This window comes from Nonomuraea sp. NPDC004702, assembly GCF_053601695.1.
Map to the genome: position 1 here is coordinate 16,718 of NZ_JBSGCE010000076.1, position 22,261 is coordinate 38,978.

The window sequence follows — 22,261 nt, forward strand, 5'->3', positions numbered from 1 at the left end:
TAAGAAACAGTCCCTAGCAGCGGGGGCTGGGATGACTTGCACCCTCGAAGGCTTACAACCCGTGGCCCCCGGAAACGCGAGCCATATCGAGAGCCAAATGTGAGCGGCGCAGGCGGCCAGTCCTCATCAAGCGACCCAGATCGGCGCGGGTGTCATGCATGAGCTGCAGATGGAAGTAGTTCACGTGCTCCAACAGCGCGAACACCCACAGCGCCGCCCCCGGCCAGACCTGCGTGCCGGACGCGCCCCTGACCAGGCCGGCAACCACCACGACGGCCCCCGCCACCAGCAGGCCGACGTTGATCCGAGAGATTATGCGATACATCGCCATCCCTGCCGGAACGGGAGCCCGCGAAGAGAGCTGGGTGCTCTTCAACCACCAGTACACGCCGCCCTCGGCCAAGACGAGCAGGACCAGCACAAGCCCTGCCGAGTTGGCTACGGTCAAGGGCATGCCCAGTATGCCGATCAGCACCCCGGCGATCAGCGGAATGTTGACGGACTCCAGAACTGCCAGAGTCTTCATTCGGCGAAGCACGGACGCACGGGGAGAAAGCACGACAGCCATTCTCTCCGACCTGCGCTGAGACACCAGCGCCGGTGCGCCTGGCGTCCACTTCGGCCGGCGATCGTCGACATGCCGTAGGCCGGTGACCCAAGCAGCACGGGCGAGAACACGGTCGGCCTGACACGCCACACAGTTCGCCACGTTGTCGAACAGCTCGCCGAACAGCAGAGCGCGGGCCGCGCCCACCCGACCGATGCCGTCGCGGGCATCGTCCTTGGCCGCGTCGACCTTGTTGTCGGCCTCCCGCCGGATGCGGCGCTGCTCTCGTTCGGCCGCCTCCTGATTCTCCCGGGCGGCCTGGGCGCGGCGGTCGGCCAGCTCGGCACGGGTGCCGGCCGCGTTCTTCTCGCGGCAGCCTGCACGGCGTCGGCGCGGGCGGCGCGGGCCTGCGCGAGTGTGTCGGTGCGGCTTGCTCCAGGTCGGCGCGCAGCCCACCCGCCACGGCGGCGATCTGGTCGGCCAGCGGCCCGAGGACGGCCTGAGCCTGCTCCAGACGCACCTCTCCCCTGTCGCGGGCGGCAGCGGTCTCGGCCGGGACGCGCTCGCAGTGACAGCGAGTGCGGTGGTCGGGACTGCAGTCCAGCGCATCGGCACGCTTGCCCGATGGCAGGGCGCCGCCGCAGTACCGGCAGGCCCGCCGACCGACGGCGCGGGTACGCCCGGCGCGCTCGGCAGCGACCGTCTCCTCCACCCGGCCGGGCAGCGGCTCCGGCACCACTCCCCCGTCCTCGCCCTCCGCCGCGGGACCAAGATCGGACGGCTCGCCCGCGGGGATGTCCCCGGCCTGCTGTCCCGCGACGGAATCGTCGGTGTGCTGGCCCTCCGCTCCGACCACTCGTACGGCGAGGTCTCTTGATCGTGGTAACGCGGAGTCGACGATGTTGCCGGCTAATGCACGCGAGGGCCGCCCGTTGCAAAGGTTGGCGACTGGATCGGAGGGGACGGCCGGATGTCAGGACGTAGGCTGACCAGTCACTTGCTCCTCCACCCCTGGGCCACCAATCGCAACCGCTTCACGAACTGTGGTCATGTCGCGATCGTTCGAGGCGCGGACGAGCGGCCGCACCGGTTGCTGGCGAGTCGGACGAGTCAGCCTTTGAGGAGTTTGGCGATGGCTTCGGCGCCGCCTTGGTCCAGCCAGCTTGGGAAGTCCAGCAGGTCCGGGTGGCGGTGGCGTAGGGCGGGGATGTCGGCGCGCCATAGTCCGCGCTGGGCGGTGAAGGCCCGAGTGGCGTCCTTGCTCAGGTTCAGCTCCTCGCCGGCGACCTGCTGGTAGGTGATCTGGCGCCCGAGTTGCCGGCTGATCAGGCGCACGGTGGCCTCGGGGGTCAGTTCGTCGCCTGCCAGCTCCAGGGCCTGGCCGAGATAGGCGGTGGGGTCGGCGAAGGCGAGGGCGGCAAAGGCGCCGATGTCGCTCACGGCGACGAGTTGCACGGGCACATCGGGAGCGAACAGGTGGCGCAGGACTCCGTCGGTGGAGATGCCGCCCAGCTCAAGCCCGGGGATGGCGTGGTTCTCCATGAAGCGCACCGGTCGCAGGATGGTGGCCGGCAGTCCGAGGGCGGCGATGTGCTGCTCGATGGCCCACTTGCTCTCCCAGTAGGAGATGCCGGTGCCTCGCTCGGCACCGCCGACGGAGGCAAAGACCAGGTGCGCGACACCGGCCGCAGCCGCAGCCTCGGCCAGGTGACGGCCGCGCCGGATCTCGCGTTCGCTGTCCGGGTCGTCGGGGGTGACGGCGAAGACGCCGTAGGCGTCGGTCATGGCCGACTTGAGACTGCTGGGATCGTCCAGGTCACCCATCAGCAGCTCGGCGCCCGCTGCGGCCAGTCCGCGGGCGGCCGTGGCGACGGGATCCCGGACCAGAACGCGGACCGGCCAGCCGTCGGCCAGCAGGCGTGCGGCGGTGGCTCCGCCCTGCCGGCCGGTGGCGCCGGTGACCAGGACAGGCTTGCCGGCCCTGCTCGCGGTGGTGGTGGTGGTGGTGAGCGAATGCTCCACGGGTGTGGTCATGTGAGGGTCCTCCGGAAACGGTAAAGTTGAGACTGTCCCGAGAAAATATCGAGATAGTCTCAACTTTTCAAGCGAGGGTTCTGCTCATGAACGCCGACACACCGCCACCCCGTCGTCGCATGCGGGCCGACGCACAGCGCAACTACGAACGGCTGCTGACCGAGGCGGCGGCCGCGTTCGCCGAGCACGGCGCGGACTTCTCCCTGGAGGCGATCGCGCGCCGGGCCGGGGTGGCCAACGGCACGCTCTACGGCCACTTCCCCACCCGCCGGGCTCTACTGGAGGCGCTGATGGGTGATCGGATGCAGGCCCTGGCTGCGACCGGCGCTGAACTGCTCACCGAGCGCTCACCCTTCGATGGCCTGGCCACCTGGGCGCGGGCGGCAATGGTGCACACGACGATCTACCGAGGGCTCGGCGCCACGCTTATGCAGGCCGTCGAGGATGAAACCTCCGAACTGCACGCGGCATGCAAGGCGGTGCTCGCTGCCGGAGAGGAGTTGCTGGCCCGGGCGCGAGCGGCCGGTGAAGTACGGCCGGATGTCACCGCCCCGGACCTGTATGCGCTGGTCAACGCGGCGGCATGGGCAGGCGAGCAGAGCTCCCCACCCCAGGGAGAGCGGCTCCTGACCTTCGGACTGGATGGATTCCGGACCTCGGCCACTGATCGCGAGTGATCGCGTACCTGGACTCGGCGGGCCTGCCCTGGGCACCCGCTCGCCGTGATGAGGGGGTTGGTGTTTCAGGGACCGTCGTTCACTGGCCGGTCTTGTCAGGCCCGCGCCCGGGTGCGTGTCCGCCCCGGGGCGGCGCGGCGGCATCGGGCGGTGAACCTGCTGGACCTCGACAAGGAGAACACCCACAAGTGGGTAGATCTTGGTGCAATCGCACCGCTGACGGCCCCGACTTCATGTTTCTGCGCGAAGCACTACCGGATGAGGTGATGGAGGGTTGCTGGAACATTGATCCAGCTCCGGAGGCCTGTGAATGGGACTCGCCGAAGTCACCCACACCTTGGCGCCCGCGCATTAGCCCGCCGCAGCTTGACGATCTCCTCCAGCAGCGTCTCCAACTCCAGCCGCACTTGCACATGAGCTCTGTGCTTGCGGTACCAAGGTCCGGCGCTACGACGCCTGGCACCGCCACCGGCACCCGGCCGCTCACGTACGCGCCGGCCCTGTCCCAACGTCGGCGCCACCACCAGACCCGCGCCCGAGCCGGCCGCTCTTGGGGACGGTGGCCTCTCCATCATGAAATCGAGCTGAACTACTAGCTAGTAGGCTGAACCTCGTTCTGATCTCGAACGAGGCCGGTGACGTGACCCCCCGAAGCGCCAGCAGCGCACAGATCGTCTCGCCGAAACTGGTCGCCCGGGCGACAGAGCTGTCCGCGCTGTTGGCCACGCTCGGCAGCCCCCCGGCAGTCGCGGTCGTCGAGGGCGAGGCGGGGATCGGCAAGACCCGGCTCGTCAGGGAGCTGGCCACCGAGCTGGCCGGGACGCTGGTGCTGACCGGCGGCTGCGGGCACATCCGCGAGCCGTTCCCACTCGGCCCGGTGCTCGAAGCGCTGCGCGGCACCGGCGAACTGCTGGCGGCCGTCTCCCTGTCACCGGTGGCGGGGGCGTTGCGGCCGCTGCTGCCCGAGCTCGCGCACGTCCTCCCGCTCGTCCCTGAGCCGCTGGACGACCGGGTCGGCGAGCGGCACCGCGTGTTCCGCGGGCTGGCCGAGCTGCTGACCACCCTCGGCGCGGTGGTCCTGGTGCTGGAGGACATGCACTGGGCCGACGAGCAGACCGTCGAGTTCCTCGGCTACCTGCTGTCGGATCCCCCGCCGGGCCTGAGCGTGGTCCTCACCTACCGCGGCGAGGAAGTGGGAGTCGGCGTGCGGGCGCTGACCTCCCGGCTGCCCACGGCCGTGGCCAGGACCCGGGTGGCGCTGGTCCCGTTCAGCACGGCGGAGACGCAGGAGCTGGCCGCCTCGATCCTCGGCGCCCCGCGCGTGTCCGAGGACTTCGCGCTCTACCTGCGGGACCGCACGTCGGGCCTGCCGTTCGCGATCCAGGAGCTGCTGGCGCTGCTGCGCGCCCGCGGCACCCTCGTACGGCGCGACGGCGGCTGGGCGCGCAAGACGATCGACGAGCTCGACGTCCCCGCCGGGGTGCGCGACTCGGTGCTCGAACGGGTCAGCCGCCTGTCTCCCGCCGCCCGCGCAGTGGTCGAGGCGAGCGCGGTGCTGGAGGCGCACGTCCCGATCGGCACGCTGCTGGCCACCTGCCGGATCCCGGCGGGCGAGGCGGAGACCGGACTGGACGAGGCCCTCGAACGCGGCCTGCTGATCGAGCGGTCAGGGCTGGTCGGGTTCAGGCATCTGCTGGCCGTACAGGCCGTGTACGGCAGCGTGCCGCTGTCGCGGCGGCGCGACCTGCACGCGCGGGCGGGTGCGGCGGTGGCGCGGCTCAGCCCGGTGCCGCTCGGGCAGCTCGCGCACCACCTGCGCCACTCCGGGCAACTGGACGCCTGGGTGTCGGCGGCCGAGCAGGCCGCCGACCAGGCGACCGCGCTCGGTGACGACGACGAGGCGGCGCACCTGCTGAAGGCGGTGCTGCGTGAGGCCCCGCTCGACCCGGTACGGCGGGCGGAACTCGCGGTCAAGCTCGGCTGGGCGAGCACCAGGACGCTGAAGGTCGTCGCCGAGCTCGACGCGCTGTCAGCGGCGCTCGCGCACGACCCGCCACAGCCGCTGCGCGGGGAGCTGCGCTTCCTGTACGCGCTGGGCCTGGACCGGACGGCGGCGGAGCCCCCGCTGCAGTGGCGCGCCTTCACCGACGCGGTGGAGTCGCTGGACGGGCGCCCCGACCTGCTGGCACAGGCGATGGTGGGGCTCGGCCTGCCGACGACTCCGGACGTGCCGCTGGCCGAGCACGTCGGCTGGCTGGAACGGGCGCTGGAGCAGTTGCCCGCGATCGATGACGCGCCCCTGCGCGCGTTCGTGCTGGGCAAGGTCGCCATGGTGCTCACGGCGGTGGGCGATCCCCGCTGGGCAGAGCTGTCGGACCGGCTGCTGGCGCAGACGGGCGGCAGGCCGGTCAACCGCAGGGAGGTGGGGGCGTTCTGCTCACTCGGCGAGGACGCGTGCTACGCCGGGCGGTACGAGGTCGCCGACCGGATGCTCTCGGCCGCGCTGCTCGGGGCTCCGGGCTGCGACGTGACCCGGTGGATGGAGTTCGAATGCCGGGCGTCGTACGCAGCCCTCGCCTACGCGCGCGGTGCGTGGGCGGGCCTGCGGGAGGAGGTCGAATTCCTGTCCGAACGGCTGGCCGGGCACCCGCGCCAACTCGCCGTCCTGGACATTCTCAGGGCCTGCCTGACGCTCGCCTCCGGCGAGGTGGAAGAGGCCAGGCTCGGGCTGCTTGACGTGGTGGAGCGGGCGACGCGGATGGGCGCGATCGACGTGCTGCCGATCGCGATGGGCGCGCTGCTCAGGCAGGGCGGCGAACCGCCCGCCGGGCTCGCGGCGGCCATCGCGGTGTGGGACACCAAACGGCTCTGGCCGGTGGCCGTGCGGGTGCTGCCGCCGCTGGTCGACGCGCTGGTCACAGCCGGGCGCCAGGACGAGGCGGAGGCGCTGACCGACCGGCTCGGCCATGAGCTCGCCACGCTGGACGCGCCGCTCGCGCCACCGTCGCTCGCCCACGCCCGCGGCCTGCTGGCCGCCGGCGCGTCGGACCCGGCCACCGCATCCGCCGAGTTCCTGGCCGCGGTTGACGACTACGACCGGCTCGGCTGCCCGTACGAGGCCGCCCAGGCGCGCGAGCTGGCCGCCGCCGGCCTGTTCGCGCTCGCCGACGAGCGCGCCGCCGAGCTGCTGAACGCGGCCCTGGCCGGGTACGCCGCGCTCGGTGCCCGCTGGGACCTCGACCGTGCCTCCCACCTGGCCAGGCGGCGCGGCGTCCCCTCGCCGGCCCGGCACCGGGGCGGGCCGAGCGGCTACGGCGGCGACCTGTCACCCCGGGAGCGGGAGGTCGCGACGCTGGCGGCGACCGGGCTGACGAACAGAGAGATCGCCACGGAGCTCTTCCTGTCGACGAAGACGGTCGACAAGCATCTCAGCGCGGCGCTGCGCAAGCTCGGGCTGCGTTCGCGGGCCGCGCTCGCCCGAAGGCTGGACGGCGGGGCATAAATGGGGATTCTTACCCATAGGTAGGTAGGGGGCGCGCCGCAGACCATGGGCGTCATGTCCGGAACCGATCCGCAGCGTGACCTTGAGCACCCGGAGGAGCCCGAAGAGGGCGACCAGGAGCCCGACGAGGACCCCGCTGCCCTAGTGCCCGATGACGGATGGGTCGACGTCTGACCGCCCGCCTGCCTGACTCACCTCCCGAGGAGCCCCATGCCTAGTTTCTCGCGCCTGTTACGGCGCGGATCCGCCGTCGTCGTCACCGCGGTGACCCTCGCCGGCTCGCTGTCCGCCGTCTCCACTCCGGGTGCGCTGGCCGTGCCGGCCGCGCAGCCCGATCTGGACCGGCTGCCGGCGGGCACGCACAAGATCACGCTCATCACCGGCGACACCGTCACCCTGTCGGACCGGGGCGGCGCTCACCAGGTCGACGTGGAGCCCGCCGCCCGTCCGGGCGGCCCGGCGCCCGCCTTCCTGACCAGGGCGACGCCCAAGGGCGTGTACGTCTTCCCGACCGACGCCATGGCCGCCGTGAACGCGGGCAACGTCGACAAGGAACTGTTCAACGTCGAGTACCTGGCCGAGAACGGCTACACCGACGCCGAGACCAAGCAGCTGCCGGTCATCGTCCAGTACCCAAAGGGACGGCGCGGGGTGAAGGCGGCGGCGGACGCACTGCCGGCCACCACCACCGCCACCGACCTGACCAGCATCAGCGGCGCCGGACTACAGGTCGACAAGGCCACGGCCGGCGACTTCTGGAGCGCCGTCCGCGACGGCGGTACGGCTGCGCGCACCCTCAAGCAGGGCGTCGCCAAGCTCTGGCTGGACCGGAAGGTGCAGGTCAACCTGGCCGAGAGCGTTCCGCTGATCGGCGCGCCCCAGGCCTGGGCCGCCGGGTTCGACGGCACCGGGGTGAAGGTCGCCGTCCTCGACACCGGCGTCGACACCAAGCATCCCGACCTGGCGGGCGTGCTCGCGGAAACGCACTCGTTCGTCCCCGGCCAGGACGTGACCGACGGCCACGGTCACGGGACCCACGTGGCCTCCACGATCGCGGGCTCGGGCAGTGCGTCCGACGGGAAGAACAAGGGCGCCGCCCCAGGCGCCAAGCTGCTGATCGGCAAGGTGCTCGACAACGCCGGACAGGGCGAGTCGTCCTGGCTCATCGACGGCATGGAGTGGGCCGCGAGCAGCGGCGCCAAGGTCGTCAGCATGAGCATCGGCGGCGGCGTCAGCGACGGGTCCGACCCGATGTCGCAGGCCGTCGACGAGCTGACGGCGAGCACCGGCACGCTGTTCGTGATCGCCGCGGGCAACAACGGGCCCGGAGCACGGACCGTCAACACGCCGGGGACCGCAGAGGCCGCCCTGACGGTGGCGGCCACGACGAAGACCGACGAGCTGGCCGGCTTCTCCAGCCGCGGCCCCCGCCTGGACGGAGCGCTCAAGCCGGACATCGCCGCCCCGGGCTTCGCCATCGTCGCCGCGCGGGCCGCGGGCACCGCGATGGGCACGCCGGTGGACGACTACTACACCTCCGCCAACGGCACCTCGATGGCGACCCCGCACGTGGCGGGCGCCGTGGCGATCCTGGCCCAGCGCCACCCCGACTGGACGGCGGCGCAGTACAAGGCCGCGCTGATGAGCACCAGCAAGCAGGTCGGGCTGACCGTCTACGAAGGGGGCGCCGGCCGGGTCGACGTGGCCAGGGCGGCCTCCCAGCAGGTCGTCGCCGCCACCGCGAACCTGGACTTCGGCGACGGCAAGACCGCCACGAAGCAGGTCACCTACGCGAACCTGACGGACCAGCCGGTCACCCTCACGCTGACCCCGACGCTGTCCGACAGCAAGCGCAAGCCGATCGAGGGCGCGCTGAGCGCCGACAAGACCCTCACCATCCCCGCCGGCGGCACCGCGGCCGCGACGGTCACGCTCGACGCGGCCGACCTCGGCTTCGGCGCGTACGGCGGCGCCATCACCGCCGAGGCGGGCGACGTACGGCTCAGCACCCCGGTCGGCCTCTTCATCGCGGGACCGAGGGTCACGCTCACCGTCAAGACGATCGGCCGGGACGGCGCCCCGCTGACCCCCGCGGGGCTCGACGTCATCAGCGTGACGGACTCGGACGAGGAGCCCGACGGCGTCGCCGTCCCGGAACCGGGCGTGGTGACGATCCGGGTGCCTCCGAGCACCTACAGCGTGATGGAGCTGGCCAGCTGGATCGATGACGACTCGCGCACCAACTACGCCTGGCTGAGTGATCCGGAGGTGAACGTCGCCGAGGACACCACGATCACGCTCGACCTGCGCAAGGCCAGCCAGGTGCGGTTCGGCACGCCCACTCCCGCCGGTCCGCTGAACAACACCGTGATCGAGACGTACCAGCGCACGACGGAGAACGGCGCGCGGTACGCGGGCGTGCTCGACCACAGCCCCTGGGACCTGGTCTGGGCCACCCCGACCAAGCGCGTCACCAAGGGCACGTTCCGCTTCGCCCAGCAGGCGATTCTCGGCCAGTCGGAGGTGAGCATGTCCCTCCTCGGCAAGGGCATGCCCGGCATCCAGGCCGTCCCGGGGATGCATGACGAGTACGAGGGGGTCGAGAGCCAGAACGGCCATCCCGGCTGGGTGCCGTTCACCGGAACCCAGGATCTCCCGGTGGTGAACGTGGGAACGGGCACCCCGGAGGAACTGGCCGGGCTCGACCTCAAGGGCAAGCTGGCGCTGCTGGAGACCGGCTTGCAGGCGAACATCTTCGGCACGGCCTGCGGCGTGCCGATCGAGGTGGTGCAGAACCTGCGCGCGGCCGGGGCCGCCGGTGTGGTGGCGTTCCCGAGTGCGCCGTCAGAGACGATGCCCCGATGCTCCCTGCCGTTGCCGATCTCGCAGGCGCCGTTCACCGGCGAGCTCAAGGAGCTGGGCATCGCCAACGTGTCCCTGTCCGCCCGTGACGGCGCGGCGGTACGCGACCGGCTGGCCAAGGGCCCGGTCACGATCCGGGTGACGGGAACGCCGGACACCCCCTTCACGTACGCGCTGAAGGAGTACCAGGAGGGCAGGATTCCCGAATCGCTGAACCACACCTACAAGCGCAACCAGCTCGCCCAGGTCGACGTGGTGCACGTGGCCCCGGACCCGGCCACCAAGTTCTCCGACCACCGCCTGGCCTGGAAGCAGGACGAACGCCTCCTCGTCGCGCAGGCCGTCGAACTCGGCACCTGGTCGGCCGTCGGTCCGCACACCCGGCGTGACTACGTCGGTCCACTGGCGGCGGACGTGATGCAGCTGAACATCAGCGTGGCGAGGCCGTCGGACAACACCGTCGAGACGAGCGACGCTCTGGACGTCTACGACAAGGCGGTCCGCACCCAGCAGCGGATGTTCGCAGGACCGCGCACGCCCGGCGGCTACACGGCTCCGGACCAGGTGTACCGGGTGCCCGACCCCGCCAGGCCGTACCCGGCGACCCTGGGCCTGAACACCCCGTGCGACCTGTGCAGGCGCGGCGACCTGCTCTTCCCCGTCTTCCACACGATGAGGGTGAACGGCGGGCTCCAGCAGCACGACGACATGGGCGGGATCTTCAGCTACACCTACCGTCTCACCAAGCAGGACGGGACCGACGTGCCGTTGACCAACATCAACCGCATCCCCCTGTTCAGGCTGCCCCCGGAGAAGGCCACGTACCGGCTTTCGGCGACGAGCAAGACGATCAACACAGTCTGGACGTTCACCTCGTTCCGTGCGGAGAAGGACACGGTGAAGCCCGGGCACATCTGCGCCGTCGTGTCCGCCGATCCGTGCCGTCCCGAGCCGATGGTCACCGTCGGCTTCGACCTGGATGACACGCTCGACCTGCGGAACACCGTGGCCACCGGGCGCCACCGCTTCACCGTCAACGCGGGGCACGGTCCTTCGCTGGAGGCGATGCCGAAGATCGCCGGGCTGAAGGTGTGGGCCAGCACGGACGACGGCAAGACGTGGAACCCGGTCCAGCTCTCGAAGGAGAAGGGCGGCTCCTACACCGCGACCGCGACCTACCCGTCCCGTGACAACACCACGGGCACCGTCAGTCTCAAGGCGGAAGCCTGGGACACCGACGGCAACCGGGTGGAGCAGACGACACTGAAGGCGTTCGGTCTGCGCTGACAAAGAACGAGCATCGCCCGGACCTCGGTCTGGGCGGTGCTCCTCGTCCGACTGCCGAAGAGGTCATAGACAGCCGGTGACACGTGCCTGGTTTGTATCGTGCCTGGCCAGCATGAAGTCCGTCCTCATGAGGATCGCCGGGTATCCCGGGTTTTCCGACCGTATCCACTCTTCTTCGGAATTCCACCGCAGCTTGGCCACGTGTGCCGGCCCAGCGAGATCGTCCCTGGCCCACCGTCGGCCATCTGCCGCAGGGCGATGGCCTTGAGCTCAGGATCGTGGTGAGCCGAGGGCCAGCAGCGCGGCGGCCAGAGCGCGGGCGCGGGCGGGGGCGTGCTCGCCGTCGCCCAGCCGGATCTGCCGGTTGTGGTGGTGCAGCACCACGGTGCCGTCCGGTTGCCGGGCGACGGCGATGCCGGTCTCGGGCAGTGACACGCCGCGGGCGCCGTCGCCGAGGTCACCGCTGAGGTCGGCCAGTTCGGGCAGCACCAGCCCGGCAGCTGTCTGGGCGGCGGTCAGCCGGTCACGTAGTTCCCGCACCTGTTCGGCGTCGCGCTCGCGTTCGGCCTGGGCGGTGCGGGCCTGCTGTTCGGCGGCCACCGCGCGCTCGCGCTGGAGGTCGCGCTCGGTGCCGGCCTGGCGCAACTCGTCCTCGGCGCGGGCCTGCAGCCGCGCGGCGCCGGCGGCTTCGCCCTGCGCGGCGACCAGGGCCAAACGCGCCTCGGCCGCCTCCTGCCTGGCGGTCTCGGCGCGGCCTTCGGCGGTCTCGGCCCGGGCCTGGGCCTGGCGGCTGTCGTGCTCGGCACGCTCGCGGGCGAGGTCGGCCTCGGCGGCCGCGGCCCGCAGCGTCTCGGCGCGCCGGGCGTGTTCTTCTGCGGCGGCGCGCAGCCGGTCGAGCTCCCGCCGGGCCTCCTCCAGCAGGGCGGCCGTCCGTTGCTGCTCGACCTCGGCCTGCTCCCGCTCGCGCAGTGCGTCGTCGCGGGCCTGCTCGGCCGCGCCGCGGGCGCGTTCGTGCTCGGCTACCTGAGCCCAGGCGTCGCGGGCGTCGGCCTTGGCCGCGTCGACCTTGCTGTCGGCCTCCCGTTCGGCGCGGCGCTGCTCCCGTTCGGCGGCCTCTTGCTTGTCCAGGGCGGCTTGGGCGCGGCGGTCGGCCAGCTCGGCGCGGGTGTCGGCCGCGTTCTTCTCGCGGCGGGCCCGCGCGGCGTCGGCGCGGGCGGCCTGGGCCTGCGCGATCGTGTCGGCGACGGCCTGCTCCAGGTTGGCGCGCAGCCCGGTCGCCACGGCGGCGATCTGGTCGGCCAGGGGCCCGAGGACGGCCTGGGCCTGTTCCAGGCGCACCTCGCCGCTGTCGCGGGCGGCGGCGGTCTCGGCCGGGACGCGCTCGCGGTGGTACCGGGTGCGGTGATCGGCGCTGCAGTCCAGCGCGTCGGCACGCTTGCCCGGCGGCAGGGCGCCGCCGCAGTACCGGCAGGCCCGCCGACCGGCGGCGCGGGTACGCGCGGCGCGCTCGGCAGCGACTGCCTCCTCCACCCGGCCGGACAGCGGCTCCGGCACCACTTCTCCGTCCCCGGGGCCGAACGGTTCACCCCCGGAGGTACCGGCGACGTGTTCGCCGCTGAAATCCCCGGTGTGCCGACTCGCTGGTTCCGTCGCTTCCTCGCCCACGCTCATGCTGGAGATCCTATCAGTGTCATATCCGTTTCGTATTCGTATCGTCTTCTACGGATGCGGATACGGAAAAATCGGAAGGCTGAAAGATCTCACACAATTCCAGTTGTGTGAGATAGGATGATCGTCGGCTGTCGGAAGGCCCGACGCGCCCGGGCTTCCCGCGCGGAGAGGCCCTGAGTAAGGAGTCGCAAATGAGCCACCCGGCGGCAGACCGTGCGCGCCTTCGCCGAGGAACGGCGCTACGCTGTCGAACGGCTGCGGTCGCTCGACGAGAAGTTCGCCGACGCGCCACGGTTTCAGCGGCGGCACGCGCCGGCTACTGCACACCGTTGACGAGCTGCGCGGGCGGGCCGCGGAACTCGACGCCCTCGATCGGCTGGCCGGCTTGAGCGAGCAGGCGCCGCCCTCGACGAGCCGGTGGGGAGACTCCGCCGGCGTCTCCACCGAACGGCGCGGAAGGCTGAGCACGTGACGAAAGACACCGTCCATGGCGGCACATGAGCAGGTCCCAGAGCAGGCCAGCGCCACACGCCGGCCCCCCACTCCCGCACTGGACGGAGCGGTCGAGGGCGCGGGCACGCTGGAGTTCCGCTCGCGGCCGTGCGGCGTCGAGCGGATATGCCCGTGGCGGCGTGACACCGATCTGACCGCCTACAGCGACGAGGACATCCGCAAGCTGATCCAGGCAACCGAAGGCGACACCCGGGGCGGCGCCCACCCCCTGGATGAGGCCGAGCAGATGTTCGGCGGCCGCCGGATGTCCTGCCATCTGGACCACCCGGACACCGCGCATCCGCTACGGCTGTGCGTGCGCCGGCTGGCCGTCGTGGGCCCGCACCCCGTCCGGGCCCGGCTCAGCGTGCTGACCGGCCAGCTCCCGCTCGAGGCCATCCGCCCCGGCACCGCCACCTGGCCGCCGCTGGTGTGCGACCTGGAGGAACTCCTGGAGCGGGCCGCCCAGCCGGTCGCGCCGGGGCCAGGCCAGGCGAGGCATGGCGAGCCCGATGCCGATGCGGTGGACGGCCCGGCAGGCCGAACGTCGGGAGTCCGCCCGTGATGGGACAGCAGATGGGCCGCGGAGAAGAGGTGCTCGTTCCCACCACGGTGTGGCGTCCCGGCGCGAGCACTGTCCCGCCTGCCGCTGCGACGGTCGTGGGCTCCGGTGGGTATGGCGGCGGAGCCATCGGCCCGCTCGGCCGGGCGGGCGAGCCGCCACTGCCGCCGCCGTCGCCGCTGGTGGCCTCGGTCGGCGACATCGCCGGGCTGCGTCCCCGGCGCCGGCCGCGTGACGGCGGTGAGGTGCCCGGCGCCGACGTCGACCTCGTCGACGCGCTGCCCCGCGATGACGACCCGGCGACGCACCAGCGGGCCGGCTGGCCGACGGTGGCGGCCTGGCTGCGCGCGGGCAAGACCGCCGCCACCCGGCGCGACCGGCTGGCCGTGGTGGCCAAGTTCGTCCGGTGGTGGGCACTGACCGTGCCTGGCGCCGGGCTGTGGCAGGTCACCGAGGACGTCGTGGTCGCCTACCTCGACCAGCTCGGCACCGGCGGCGGCGCCGCCGCCGGCCTGAACCGCGGCGGCAAGGCGCTGGCCCCGGCCACGCTGGCCTGGCACCTGTCCAACCTCAAATCGCTGTACGCCTATGCCGTCCGCCGCCAGGTGATCGGCCACAGTCCGGCCCAGTGGGTGGAGGCGCCCGAGGTCGGCAAGGTTGGCACCACGCCCGCCCTCGATCTGGCCGAGGGCACCGCCTTGTTGCGTGGCGCCCAGGCGATCGCCGCCCAGCACCCGGCCGACGCCGCCGCAGTGGCGTTGTTGACCATCACCGGGATGCGCGCCGGTGAACTGGAGAGCCTGACGGTCGGTCGGGTGGAACGCTCGGCGGGCCACTGGGTGATCCGCTTCCGGATTAAGGGTGGTGCCGTCATCGTGGTGCCGCTGCCCGAGATGGTCATGGCGTTGCTGCGGCCGCTGATGGCCGGCCGCAAGCCGGGCGACCTGCTGCTGCGGCGCGCCGACGGCCGCGGCTTCGACCGGTGGCGGCAGCAGACCGCGCTACGTCGCGCCGCCCGTGCCGCCGGCCTGGACGTGGCCAAGCTGACCCCGCACATGCTCCGCGCCACCGCCGCGACTCTCCTGCTCGCCGCAGACGTCCCGGTGGAGGACGTCCAGAAGCTTCTAGGCCACGCCTCCCCCATCACCACACAGCGCTACGACCGCGGCGAGACGCGGTTGGATGAGCACGCCGTCCACCGGCTCGCCGACCTACTCACTCAGCAGCCCCCTGCCGTTCCCGGCCGGCCCGGCGACGACTTCGCCGGCGCGCAGCAGCCCAATCGGCGCGGCCACGACTCAGCCTCCTCAGCGTACTCGGGGTCCCGGTAGCAATGAAGAAATCCCAACGAAGTTGTCTCTGACCTGCGTTGATCCTGAACCCCCGCCTCGCCAGGGTGCTGGGCGGCACCGTCAAGCGCCTGCACGAGGTCCAAGGGATGCGACCCGATACGATCACCCACACGCGTCTCATCCGGCTAGGAGTGTCCCTGTGATCTTCGACGGTAAATGACGCGGTGTCTTCGCCGCTGCATGGCGTTCGGAAGCCGGGGGACGTTCTGACCCTCAGCCGCCTGTGGCGATCAGGTCCTATCGTGCTGGGATGTGCTCTCAACAGCAGCTTCTGTCGGAACTGGCAGCGCTGACCGGTCGTGGGGACAGCATCGTGGAACTATGCGGCCTGCTGCCACCGGGCCGCCTCGTCGACACGGACGAGGGCGAAGGCCGTCCGGGCCTATGGATGACGGTGGATTCGGCCTCGGCTGATCTGTGGACGGCTGTATATGAAGCCCACAGGCGAACGGGGTTGTGGCCGCTGCTGCTGGAACCTTCGCCGCATGATGACGATTTCAGGCCGTGGGAATCCGGAGAACTCTATCCAGAGATGATCACTTCTCCGGATCTCCACGACCACGCTGCTCTCCTGGCGACCTGGTGGGCAGGATGCACCAAGGTCGATACGGACACCGATTGGTTGCCGGAGATCGAGCAAATCGCCGTGACCGCACCCTACGGTCAGCTCTGGCCCGGATTGGCGCCGGGCAAGCCGTTCACCGCAGAGCCGACCTCGTTCGCAGTCGATTACGCGTCCCACCTCAACGCCCGAAATCCGGCCATGCGTCTCGGTCTGGCCGCAGCGGGCCGGGGAGCGGATGCCCTGGCCGCCGTTGGCTGGACGGGCCCGGTGAACTACATCAACGACACTGGTGAGATCGCCGCCGTCGTGCGCAGCTGGGAGGACCGATTCGGCGCCGTGGTCGTCGGCGTCGGCTACGCCACCCTGTATCTGAGCATCGCCGCCCCGCCTTCGACGCTGCAGGAGGCGCTCCACGTTGCGGCCGAACACTTCGCCTTCTGCCCGGACAACATCTGGCAGAACAGTCACCCCTCCACGCTTGCCGCCTACGCGGAGCGTCTTGTCGAACTCAACTCGTGGGAATTCTGGTGGGACTGACGAACGGTCTGAGGTGTCGGAGAATCGAAGATTTCTGAAGATAGAGGAGATCGTTCTTCGCTTGCGAGCTGTGCAGCCGGCGAGTAGGGACCACAGTTCATATCTCAACACGCAGAACCGCGCCTCGCGCGGTGACACTCACCCGGCTCGCGACATCTACCAGGTAGATGGTGCATGGTGCATCAGAACAGCACAGAGGAGACGGAGCGTGAGCGATGAGGCCGGCTTCACCCGTATGTTCCACGAACACTACGAGGCGGTGCTGCGGTACGCCTGGCGACGCGTGGGTCCGGTGGAGGCTGCGGACATAGCAGCCGAGACGTTCAAGGTGGCCTGGGAGAAGTACCGCCGCTTCCCGTCCGACCAACCGTTGCCCTGGCTGTACGCGACCGCCCGGAACCTCATCTCGAACGCGATCAGACGAGACAGTCGGCGAGATGGCCTCATCTGGGATGGGTCCCTGATGCTCTCCGGCATCGAGGAGGATCACGCCGCCGGCGTTGCCGCACGGCAGGAAGCGCTGGTCGCGTTACGCAGCTTGAGTGAGGCCGATCGAGAGTTGCTGCTGTTGATGTCGTGGGAAGGGCTCGACCTGCGTCAGGCTGCGGCGGTGGTGGGCTGTTCACGGCCGACGGCCGCGATGCGGCTGCACCGCGCCCGTAAACGACTGCGCCATCTGCTCTCCGAGGACGCATCTCCCATCGCCGACCGCAAGCCGTCTTATGAGGGGAACATCCTGTGACCAGCGATCTCGAGCAGCTCACCCGCCTGTTCCAGGCCCACGATCCAGCCCGGCACGTGCAGGCCCGGCCGGGCGATCTGACGGCAACTCTGGAGGCCATCCTCGGTGACTCCGCCTCCACCTCCACCTCGGCCAAGCCACGACGACGCTGGATCCGGCGACGGTGGCTCACCCTCGTTCCCATGACGGTCGTTCTGGTGAGCATGGCGATCGCTCTTCCGGTCCTGCTTCAGCCGCAGGAGGTGGGGCCGTTCGTCGTGGGACCGGCCAAGGCGCTGGCGTTCGCTAAGAACGGCGACTACATCGATGTGCGGATCGTGGATCCCGACGCCGACCCCCGGCGGTTTCGCGAGGACTTCGCCGCGCACGGTCTGAACGTCACCTTGACCATGGAACCCGCCTCACCGAGCCTGGTCGGCACGCTCGCTTCGGTCTCCGCTCCTCAGCGGACAGTGACCTTCCACCCCGACGGGTTCACCATCGAAGGCGAACCCGACGACAACCGCATCAAACTGATCGAAGGCACTGGCTGCGGCCGGACGTGGTGCCAGGCCGGGGTGAGCATTCCCGCTAACCTGCGCAGTCCCTTCGAGCTCATCTTGGGCCGTCCCGCCCGACCCGGGGAGCGATACGAGCTCACTGGTGACCCCACCGCGCGCGGCGAGATCCTGGAAGGTGCGGAACTGGCCAATCGCACGGTAGCCGAGGTCAAGGCCCTGCTGCGGGAACGGGGTGCCACTCTCGAGTCCTACCACCAAGCCCCGCCTGAACCGCGTACTCGTGACGGCGCCGGATGGGATTACACCGCCCATGTCCTGCGACCGAAAGATGTCCCCGACGTCTGGTACGTGCACGAGGCGTTCGGCGGCCACGAGGCGAACACGGTCAGACTTGTCGTCGCCCCTCGGCCTTCGGCCAATCCATACTGAGCATCGCTGTACGGCTCAGTTTCACAGGCGACCGCGCCCTGTCCCCATCTTGGGCAGGGCGCGGATTGCATCGAAAAGCCGCCGTACGCGGTACACGTTCCAGGACGCGATAGACGGTGGCACGGCCCAGCCTGAGCGAAGCCCCACCAGGGAGATCAACGCCCGCCCGGCTTCGTCCACCTCCTGGAAGAGATCGCACACCGGGCCCCGCAACACCACGGCGACGTCCTCGTCCTCGGTGCATTCGCGACTTTCCAGCCCCCGCCCAGCCACCAGGCACTGCGGCCAGTTCATCCCCCGTCAGGCAGCGAGGCCGAGGCCGAGGCGACGGGGTGTGTCCAGTTAACGGCTCTGGCCCACTTTCGGTGGTGACGGAACGTGGCTAACCGAGCAGGATGCGGTGGCGAAGAAGAGCGAACCCGGCGCGGCCGTACATCTGTCGTTTGAGGAGCTTGGTCTTGGTGTTGACGCCTTCGGTACCGCCGTTGTGGAACGGCAGGGTGAGCGCGGCGTTCACCGCGGCGCGATCATTGACTAGCCCCCGGGTGAAGGCGTGCACGTGCGGCAGGTCGACCTGTCGTGCGAGCTCTATCCAGGCGGTCAGCAGCCAATCGTTACCATCCTTCGGGTCAAGGAGGGCGGCGAAGTCCCGGACGAGGCCACTCAGCATGGTCATCTCACCGCATGCGGCGATGGCGGCATCGAGCCGTTCCCGCTGGGCATCGGTCAGGGTGCCTGGCTCACTGAGGAGCAGGCCGGCCAGCCGCTTCGGCGAGATCGTGAGCCGGTCGCACCCGACCCTGCCTTGGTTGATGTACCGGTACAGCAGGTTCTGGCTGCCGGTGTAGCCGAGTGCCCTGATCTCGGCGAGCAACCGCTGAACCGAGACGGCGGGATCTTCGGCGCGGCGGCGGCGCGGGCGATCACGGAACGGATCGACGAGCGTTGACCGGTACTTCGGCACCCGGACGAGCCGCTCGGGCTCACTGATGCGGGCATACCGCTTAACGGTGTTCAACGCCAGGCCGAGGCGGCGGGCGCATTCCAGCAGCCCGACGCCCTGGTCGAGCAGAGCGTGGACCTGCTGCCAGCGCTGGCGGGTAGTGGCGGCCCGCACTCCGTCCTTGGGCGGCGGGCCGCTCTTACCCGGGGTGCGGCACTGGCAGGGGCCAATGATCGAGTGATCTGTGTTCCCTCTTGATCGCCTGACGGGGGTCACTGTTCGTGGCCGCCGGGGGCGTAGCGGCTCCATGGGCTTCCGGCTGCGGTGGCGAGTCGGGCCGCGGTGTCTTCGTCGTAGCCGAGCATGCGGGCGACCACGGGGGCGGGGGTCTGTAGGACGACCTGGCGGATCGCGGCCGAGCGTCCCGGGCCGGCGAGGATGCCGAGCTTGCTCAGGCGTGACTGGATGGTCGTGGGGTCGAGCGGTTGTCCGCCGCGGCGGCCGGGGAACAGCCAGTGGCTGTCCCGGTTGGTTGCCGTGGTGGTGTTCGGCCTGGTCTGGGTGTAGCCGAGCAGGAGTCCGGCGAAGGGTTCGGGGACGGGTGAGGGCGGATCGCCGAGACGCAGGAGAACTTGGTCGCCGTCGCGGGTGAGGTCGTCGAGGGTGAGCCGGAGGATGCGGCTGATGGGCTGGGCATAGAGCAGGACGAGCAGGGCGATGACCCGGTCGCGGTCGGGGATGCTCTCGTCGCTGAGGGCCTTGCGGATCAGGGCGAGTCGTTGCCGCTGGCTGATCGGGGCCGGGTTGAGGGTGCTGCGGGTCGGGATGGCCAGTTTGGGCATGTGGCCGGCGGTCATGCACCAGCGCGGGAAGGCCTGGGCTGGCCGCCGGGCCAGGAAGGCGGTGGCGTGCCAAGCGTCCAGGTCGGCCTGGGTGCAGCCGCCGAGGCGGGTGTGGTGATCGTCCAGCCAGCTCAGGAAGGCGGCGGCCTGGACCAGGACGCGGCGGGCGTCCTGGTTGCGCTTCATGCCGAGAGGTTGCCGGGTGGCGATCGTGCGGAGCTTGCGCAGCAGGTGCCAGGTGGCGAAGCGTTCGAGCAGGCGCCGGTGTTCGACGTCGTCGATGCCGGTTAGCCATTCGGCCAGCCATCGCTGAAACAGCAGCAGGTGCCGGTCGACGGCGGGCAGCACGCCGTGGTGCATGAGCAGGTCCCGCAGGTAGGCGGCTGATCGCCAGGGCGTCATGGCGTCGACGGTCTCGTGGGTGATCGCCGTGTCGTGGCTGGACAGGGCGCGCAGCATCTCAGCGACGTGCGGACGGCGTAGCCAGCTCACTCCCGCTCGTGGGTTGTCCATCTGGCGCATGCCCTCGAACAGCGGCAGGAGTTCGGGCCGGATGATTCCGTGGCCGTCGTCGAGGACGGCCTGCAGGTCCTCGGTCAGGGCGCAGGAGCCGCAGAGCCCGCGTCGGTAGCGGCGTCCTTCCTGGCCGCAGCCGCCGCAGGTCAGGGGTGTGGCGGTCATGCCTCGGGACGGATGCGGGCGCGCTTGGGCCGCAGGGGCGTGGGCAGCTCGGCGACGCCGGCGTCGTCGGTGGCGGTCTTGCGGGACGCGGCGTTCTCCGCCTTGGTGGCGATGAGCTGGGCCGGGGTGCAGTCGAAGATGTCGCAGAGCGCCGCGAGCACCGGCAGCGACAGGCGTTCGGGGGTCTGGGTGACCAGGCGCCAGACCTGCACCGAGGACAGCTTGATGCCCCGCTCGTGCAGGAGCGGTTCGAGGTCGGTGGCGGCGAACATGCCGGCCGCGGCCATCATCTCGCGCAGGCGCCATTGATAGCTGACGTGCCGTTTCATCGTGCTCTCCTGGCCGGCTTGAGTGCGGCCTCGATAGTGGCGTCCAGAGCCCGGCGCAGGGTGCGGGTGCGGAAGTCGGAGGACACGCAGGTGTAGATGGAGGTGGAGCTGGCGTGGTCGTGGCCTGCTTGTTCCTGGACGAATCGGGCGTCCCAGCCGTCTTCGATGAGGTGGGTGATATAGGAGCGACGCAGCGAATGGAAGTCGAGCACGGGATCCAGACCGAGTTCGTCGCGGTAGGCCGCCAGACGGGTGTTGATCGAGCTCAGCCCGATGCGTGGGCCGCGCTCGGAGGGCCAGCATGCCGATGTCCCGGAGGTGGGAAACAGCGGGCGGATGTCGACGATCCATTCCTGCAGGATCTCCGCCGACCAGTCCCAGACTGTCAGCACGCTGCGGCGCTTGGGCGGAGAGCCCTTCTTGGCCTTGCCATGCCGGACGTAGAGCACGCCGTACTCGCCGAACTCCGGCCCGTCGGGGTTGCGGCCAAAATCGACGGCATCCAGCATCCGTACCTCGTTGCGGCGTAACCCGAACGCATAAGCGGTCTTGAGCAGGGCCGCGTCGCGGAACGCCGGCAGCCAGCCCTTGCGACCAGCGGCGCGGATGCGCTCGACCTGCTCGTTGGCGTGGTCGAACAAAGCGATCAGCTCGTTGCGGGTGAAAGCGCGCTTGCCCGCGTCGGCGTCAGCCTCCTGAACGTGGGTGGCGGTGTTCCACTCGTGGACCACCTGGATCGGGTGGGTGCCAAATCGCTGCTCGCACTCGGTGGTCCACTGGTAGGCGGGGTCGAGCAGGTAGGCGCAGAACGAGCGGATGGCCTCTTGGTAGTTCCGCAGCGTCTTGCGCTTCAGATGGCGCACCGCCCGCAGATCGCCCAGCCACTCATCCACCTGGTGCGCCGACCAGTGCCAGGGGAAGGCGTCGGCGTGCCGGGCGAAGGCCCGCACGGCCTTGGCCCGTGAGTTGATCGTGGAGAACGCCAGGTTCCGGGCCAGCTGCTGGTTGCGCCAGCCCTCCAGCATCGCTGCGAACACCTGCTCCTCGGGCCGCAGTAACGGCAACCCGCCGACCAGATGGAGGCCCGCAGCTCCTGGTGCGAGCTTGTCTTGCCGCATCTGTCACTACCCTCCGTCACTTACATCTAAGGAAGGGATCTTTCATTAGATGTAATCGGAGCGCAAGTCCGCAGTTCAGGGCCTCGATATCACGTCACTCGGCAACCGCTACGATCGCTTTGACCTCTCGCGGTGGCCGTGAAACCGCTGTTCCGGCAGCCGCCTTCGGTCGGTGTGTCAACCGATCTGGGTTCTTCATCAAATGAAATTGCCGCTACTTCCGGAATACGCCGGAAACGGGCCGCGTGGGTAGCAGCGTGTCTTCTGACCTGGGGTTTCGGCCTCTGCGTCAGGGTGGTCCTTTCTCGCTCGTGACGAGCAGGCCGTCCTTCCGATGGCGCATCCCGAGGTGGTCAATCAGACTCGAGGGATGAACGCGGTAGGTAGTCAGTATGCCTTCGTAATCCAGACGCGGGACGACCTGGACCGATCGTGGTCATGGGTCTCGGATCACGGTGATGCGGACAACCCGGTGGCGGGACTGGCGTAGCCGACGACGCCCCAGGAACTCCGCACGACTTCGGCCGGGCGACCTTCGACGCCTACTTGGACCACCTGGTCGCCACCGCGCCCGAAGTGGTCGAGTACC

General features: G+C 70.2%; 16 protein-coding genes and 1 pseudogene. 9 read left to right on the plus strand and 8 right to left on the minus strand.

Going from position 1 to position 22,261, the window contains the following annotated elements; translation table 11 throughout:
* Nucleotides 1-52 precede the first annotated feature (52 nt).
* Nucleotides 53-1,003: a hypothetical protein gene (locus ACWEJ6_RS46830; protein WP_452431812.1), complete on the minus strand. Its 951-nt coding sequence runs from the start codon at nt 1,001-1,003 to the stop codon at nt 53-55.
* Nucleotides 1,004-1,130: 127 nt separating this feature from the next.
* Here ACWEJ6_RS46830 and ACWEJ6_RS46835 point away from each other — a divergent pair, with 127 nt between their 5' ends.
* Nucleotides 1,131-1,424, plus strand: a complete 294-nt coding sequence (locus tag ACWEJ6_RS46835) for a hypothetical protein (RefSeq protein WP_452431813.1) — start codon at nt 1,131-1,133, stop codon at nt 1,422-1,424.
* A 233-nt stretch (nt 1,425-1,657) separates the two neighbouring features.
* On the opposite strand, the gene ACWEJ6_RS46840 is transcribed toward ACWEJ6_RS46835, so the two are convergent.
* The gene (locus ACWEJ6_RS46840; RefSeq protein ID WP_452431814.1) at nt 1,658-2,581 is read right to left on the minus strand and encodes an NmrA/HSCARG family protein; all 924 of its coding nucleotides are present in this window, start codon (nt 2,579-2,581) and stop codon (nt 1,658-1,660) included.
* Nucleotides 2,582-2,667: 86 nt separating this feature from the next.
* On the opposite strand from ACWEJ6_RS46840, the gene ACWEJ6_RS46845 reads away from it, so the two are divergent.
* The 3 genes from ACWEJ6_RS46845 to ACWEJ6_RS46855 all read left to right on the plus strand — a co-directional run bounded on the left by ACWEJ6_RS46845 (nt 2,668) and on the right by ACWEJ6_RS46855 (nt 10,909).
* Nucleotides 2,668-3,258 (plus strand): TetR/AcrR family transcriptional regulator, encoded by a 591-nt coding sequence (locus ACWEJ6_RS46845; RefSeq protein ID WP_452431815.1) that lies wholly within the window; start codon nt 2,668-2,670, stop codon nt 3,256-3,258.
* 640 nt (nt 3,259-3,898) lie between these two features.
* Nucleotides 3,899-6,760 (plus strand): helix-turn-helix transcriptional regulator, encoded by a 2,862-nt coding sequence (locus ACWEJ6_RS46850; RefSeq protein WP_452431816.1) that lies wholly within the window; start codon nt 3,899-3,901, stop codon nt 6,758-6,760.
* Between the two features lie 210 nt (nt 6,761-6,970).
* Entirely contained in the window at nt 6,971-10,909 is a 3,939-nt protein-coding gene (locus tag ACWEJ6_RS46855) for a S8 family peptidase (RefSeq protein ID WP_452431817.1), read from the plus strand.
* 270 nt (nt 10,910-11,179) lie between these two features.
* Here ACWEJ6_RS46855 and ACWEJ6_RS46860 read toward each other — a convergent pair whose 3' ends face one another.
* The gene (locus tag ACWEJ6_RS46860) at nt 11,180-12,463 is read right to left on the minus strand and encodes a hypothetical protein (RefSeq protein WP_452431818.1); all 1,284 of its coding nucleotides are present in this window, start codon (nt 12,461-12,463) and stop codon (nt 11,180-11,182) included.
* Between the two features lie 604 nt (nt 12,464-13,067).
* On the opposite strand from ACWEJ6_RS46860, the gene ACWEJ6_RS46865 reads away from it, so the two are divergent.
* The 5 genes from ACWEJ6_RS46865 to ACWEJ6_RS46885 all read left to right on the plus strand — a co-directional run bounded on the left by ACWEJ6_RS46865 (nt 13,068) and on the right by ACWEJ6_RS46885 (nt 17,759).
* The gene (locus tag ACWEJ6_RS46865; protein ID WP_452431819.1) at nt 13,068-13,637 is read left to right on the plus strand and encodes a hypothetical protein; all 570 of its coding nucleotides are present in this window, start codon (nt 13,068-13,070) and stop codon (nt 13,635-13,637) included.
* Nucleotides 13,637-14,965: a tyrosine-type recombinase/integrase gene (locus tag ACWEJ6_RS46870; protein ID WP_452431829.1), complete on the plus strand. Its 1,329-nt coding sequence runs from the start codon at nt 13,637-13,639 to the stop codon at nt 14,963-14,965. The genes ACWEJ6_RS46865 and ACWEJ6_RS46870 overlap by 1 nt, the downstream gene beginning before the upstream one ends.
* A gap of 271 nt (nt 14,966-15,236) precedes the next feature.
* On the plus strand, nt 15,237-16,088 hold the full coding sequence (locus ACWEJ6_RS46875) for a DUF4253 domain-containing protein (protein ID WP_452431820.1): 852 nt from the start codon (nt 15,237-15,239) through the stop codon (nt 16,086-16,088).
* 208 nt (nt 16,089-16,296) lie between these two features.
* Nucleotides 16,297-16,830, plus strand: a complete 534-nt coding sequence (locus ACWEJ6_RS46880; protein ID WP_452431821.1) for an RNA polymerase sigma factor — start codon at nt 16,297-16,299, stop codon at nt 16,828-16,830.
* Nucleotides 16,827-17,759 carry a hypothetical protein gene (locus ACWEJ6_RS46885; protein ID WP_452431822.1) on the plus strand — a complete coding sequence of 311 codons (933 nt, stop codon included), beginning with the start codon at nt 16,827-16,829 and terminating at the stop codon, nt 17,757-17,759. The genes ACWEJ6_RS46880 and ACWEJ6_RS46885 overlap by 4 nt, the downstream gene beginning before the upstream one ends.
* 21 nt (nt 17,760-17,780) lie before the next feature.
* On the opposite strand, the gene ACWEJ6_RS46890 is transcribed toward ACWEJ6_RS46885, so the two are convergent.
* From ACWEJ6_RS46890 to ACWEJ6_RS46910, 5 genes and pseudogenes are all read right to left on the minus strand, one after another.
* Nucleotides 17,781-18,053 carry a hypothetical protein gene (locus ACWEJ6_RS46890; protein WP_452431823.1) on the minus strand — a complete coding sequence of 91 codons (273 nt, stop codon included), beginning with the start codon at nt 18,051-18,053 and terminating at the stop codon, nt 17,781-17,783.
* 88 nt (nt 18,054-18,141) lie between these two features.
* Nucleotides 18,142-18,891 (minus strand): annotated as a pseudogene (locus ACWEJ6_RS46895) (transposase); the annotation flags it as partial.
* A gap of 83 nt (nt 18,892-18,974) precedes the next feature.
* Nucleotides 18,975-20,225 carry a hypothetical protein gene (locus tag ACWEJ6_RS46900; RefSeq protein ID WP_452431824.1) on the minus strand — a complete coding sequence of 417 codons (1,251 nt, stop codon included), beginning with the start codon at nt 20,223-20,225 and terminating at the stop codon, nt 18,975-18,977.
* Nucleotides 20,222-20,554 (minus strand): helix-turn-helix domain-containing protein, encoded by a 333-nt coding sequence (locus ACWEJ6_RS46905; protein ID WP_452431825.1) that lies wholly within the window; start codon nt 20,552-20,554, stop codon nt 20,222-20,224. The genes ACWEJ6_RS46900 and ACWEJ6_RS46905 overlap by 4 nt, the downstream gene beginning before the upstream one ends.
* Complete coding sequence (locus ACWEJ6_RS46910; protein ID WP_452431826.1) at nt 20,551-21,672, minus strand: tyrosine-type recombinase/integrase; 1,122 nt, start codon at nt 21,670-21,672, stop codon at nt 20,551-20,553. The genes ACWEJ6_RS46905 and ACWEJ6_RS46910 overlap by 4 nt, the downstream gene beginning before the upstream one ends.
* Nucleotides 21,673-22,261 lie beyond the last annotated feature (589 nt).

Excerpts from the sequence above, each read along its gene's own strand:
- ACWEJ6_RS46840 (WP_452431814.1), bottom strand. The coding sequence starts at position 2,581 with ATGACCACACCCGTGGAGCATTCGCTCACCACCACCACCACCACCGCG.
- ACWEJ6_RS46845 (WP_452431815.1), top strand. The coding sequence starts at position 2,668 with ATGAACGCCGACACACCGCCACCCCGTCGTCGCATGCGGGCCGACGCA.
- ACWEJ6_RS46855 (WP_452431817.1), top strand. The coding sequence starts at position 6,971 with ATGCCTAGTTTCTCGCGCCTGTTACGGCGCGGATCCGCCGTCGTCGTC.
- ACWEJ6_RS46865 (WP_452431819.1), top strand. The coding sequence starts at position 13,068 with ATGGCGGCACATGAGCAGGTCCCAGAGCAGGCCAGCGCCACACGCCGG.
- ACWEJ6_RS46870 (WP_452431829.1), top strand. The coding sequence starts at position 13,637 with ATGGGACAGCAGATGGGCCGCGGAGAAGAGGTGCTCGTTCCCACCACG.
- ACWEJ6_RS46875 (WP_452431820.1), top strand. The coding sequence starts at position 15,237 with ATGTGCTCTCAACAGCAGCTTCTGTCGGAACTGGCAGCGCTGACCGGT.
- ACWEJ6_RS46890 (WP_452431823.1), bottom strand. The coding sequence starts at position 18,053 with ATGAACTGGCCGCAGTGCCTGGTGGCTGGGCGGGGGCTGGAAAGTCGC.
- ACWEJ6_RS46900 (WP_452431824.1), bottom strand. The coding sequence starts at position 20,225 with ATGACCGCCACACCCCTGACCTGCGGCGGCTGCGGCCAGGAAGGACGC.
- ACWEJ6_RS46905 (WP_452431825.1), bottom strand. The coding sequence starts at position 20,554 with ATGAAACGGCACGTCAGCTATCAATGGCGCCTGCGCGAGATGATGGCC.
- ACWEJ6_RS46910 (WP_452431826.1), bottom strand. The coding sequence starts at position 21,672 with ATGCGGCAAGACAAGCTCGCACCAGGAGCTGCGGGCCTCCATCTGGTC.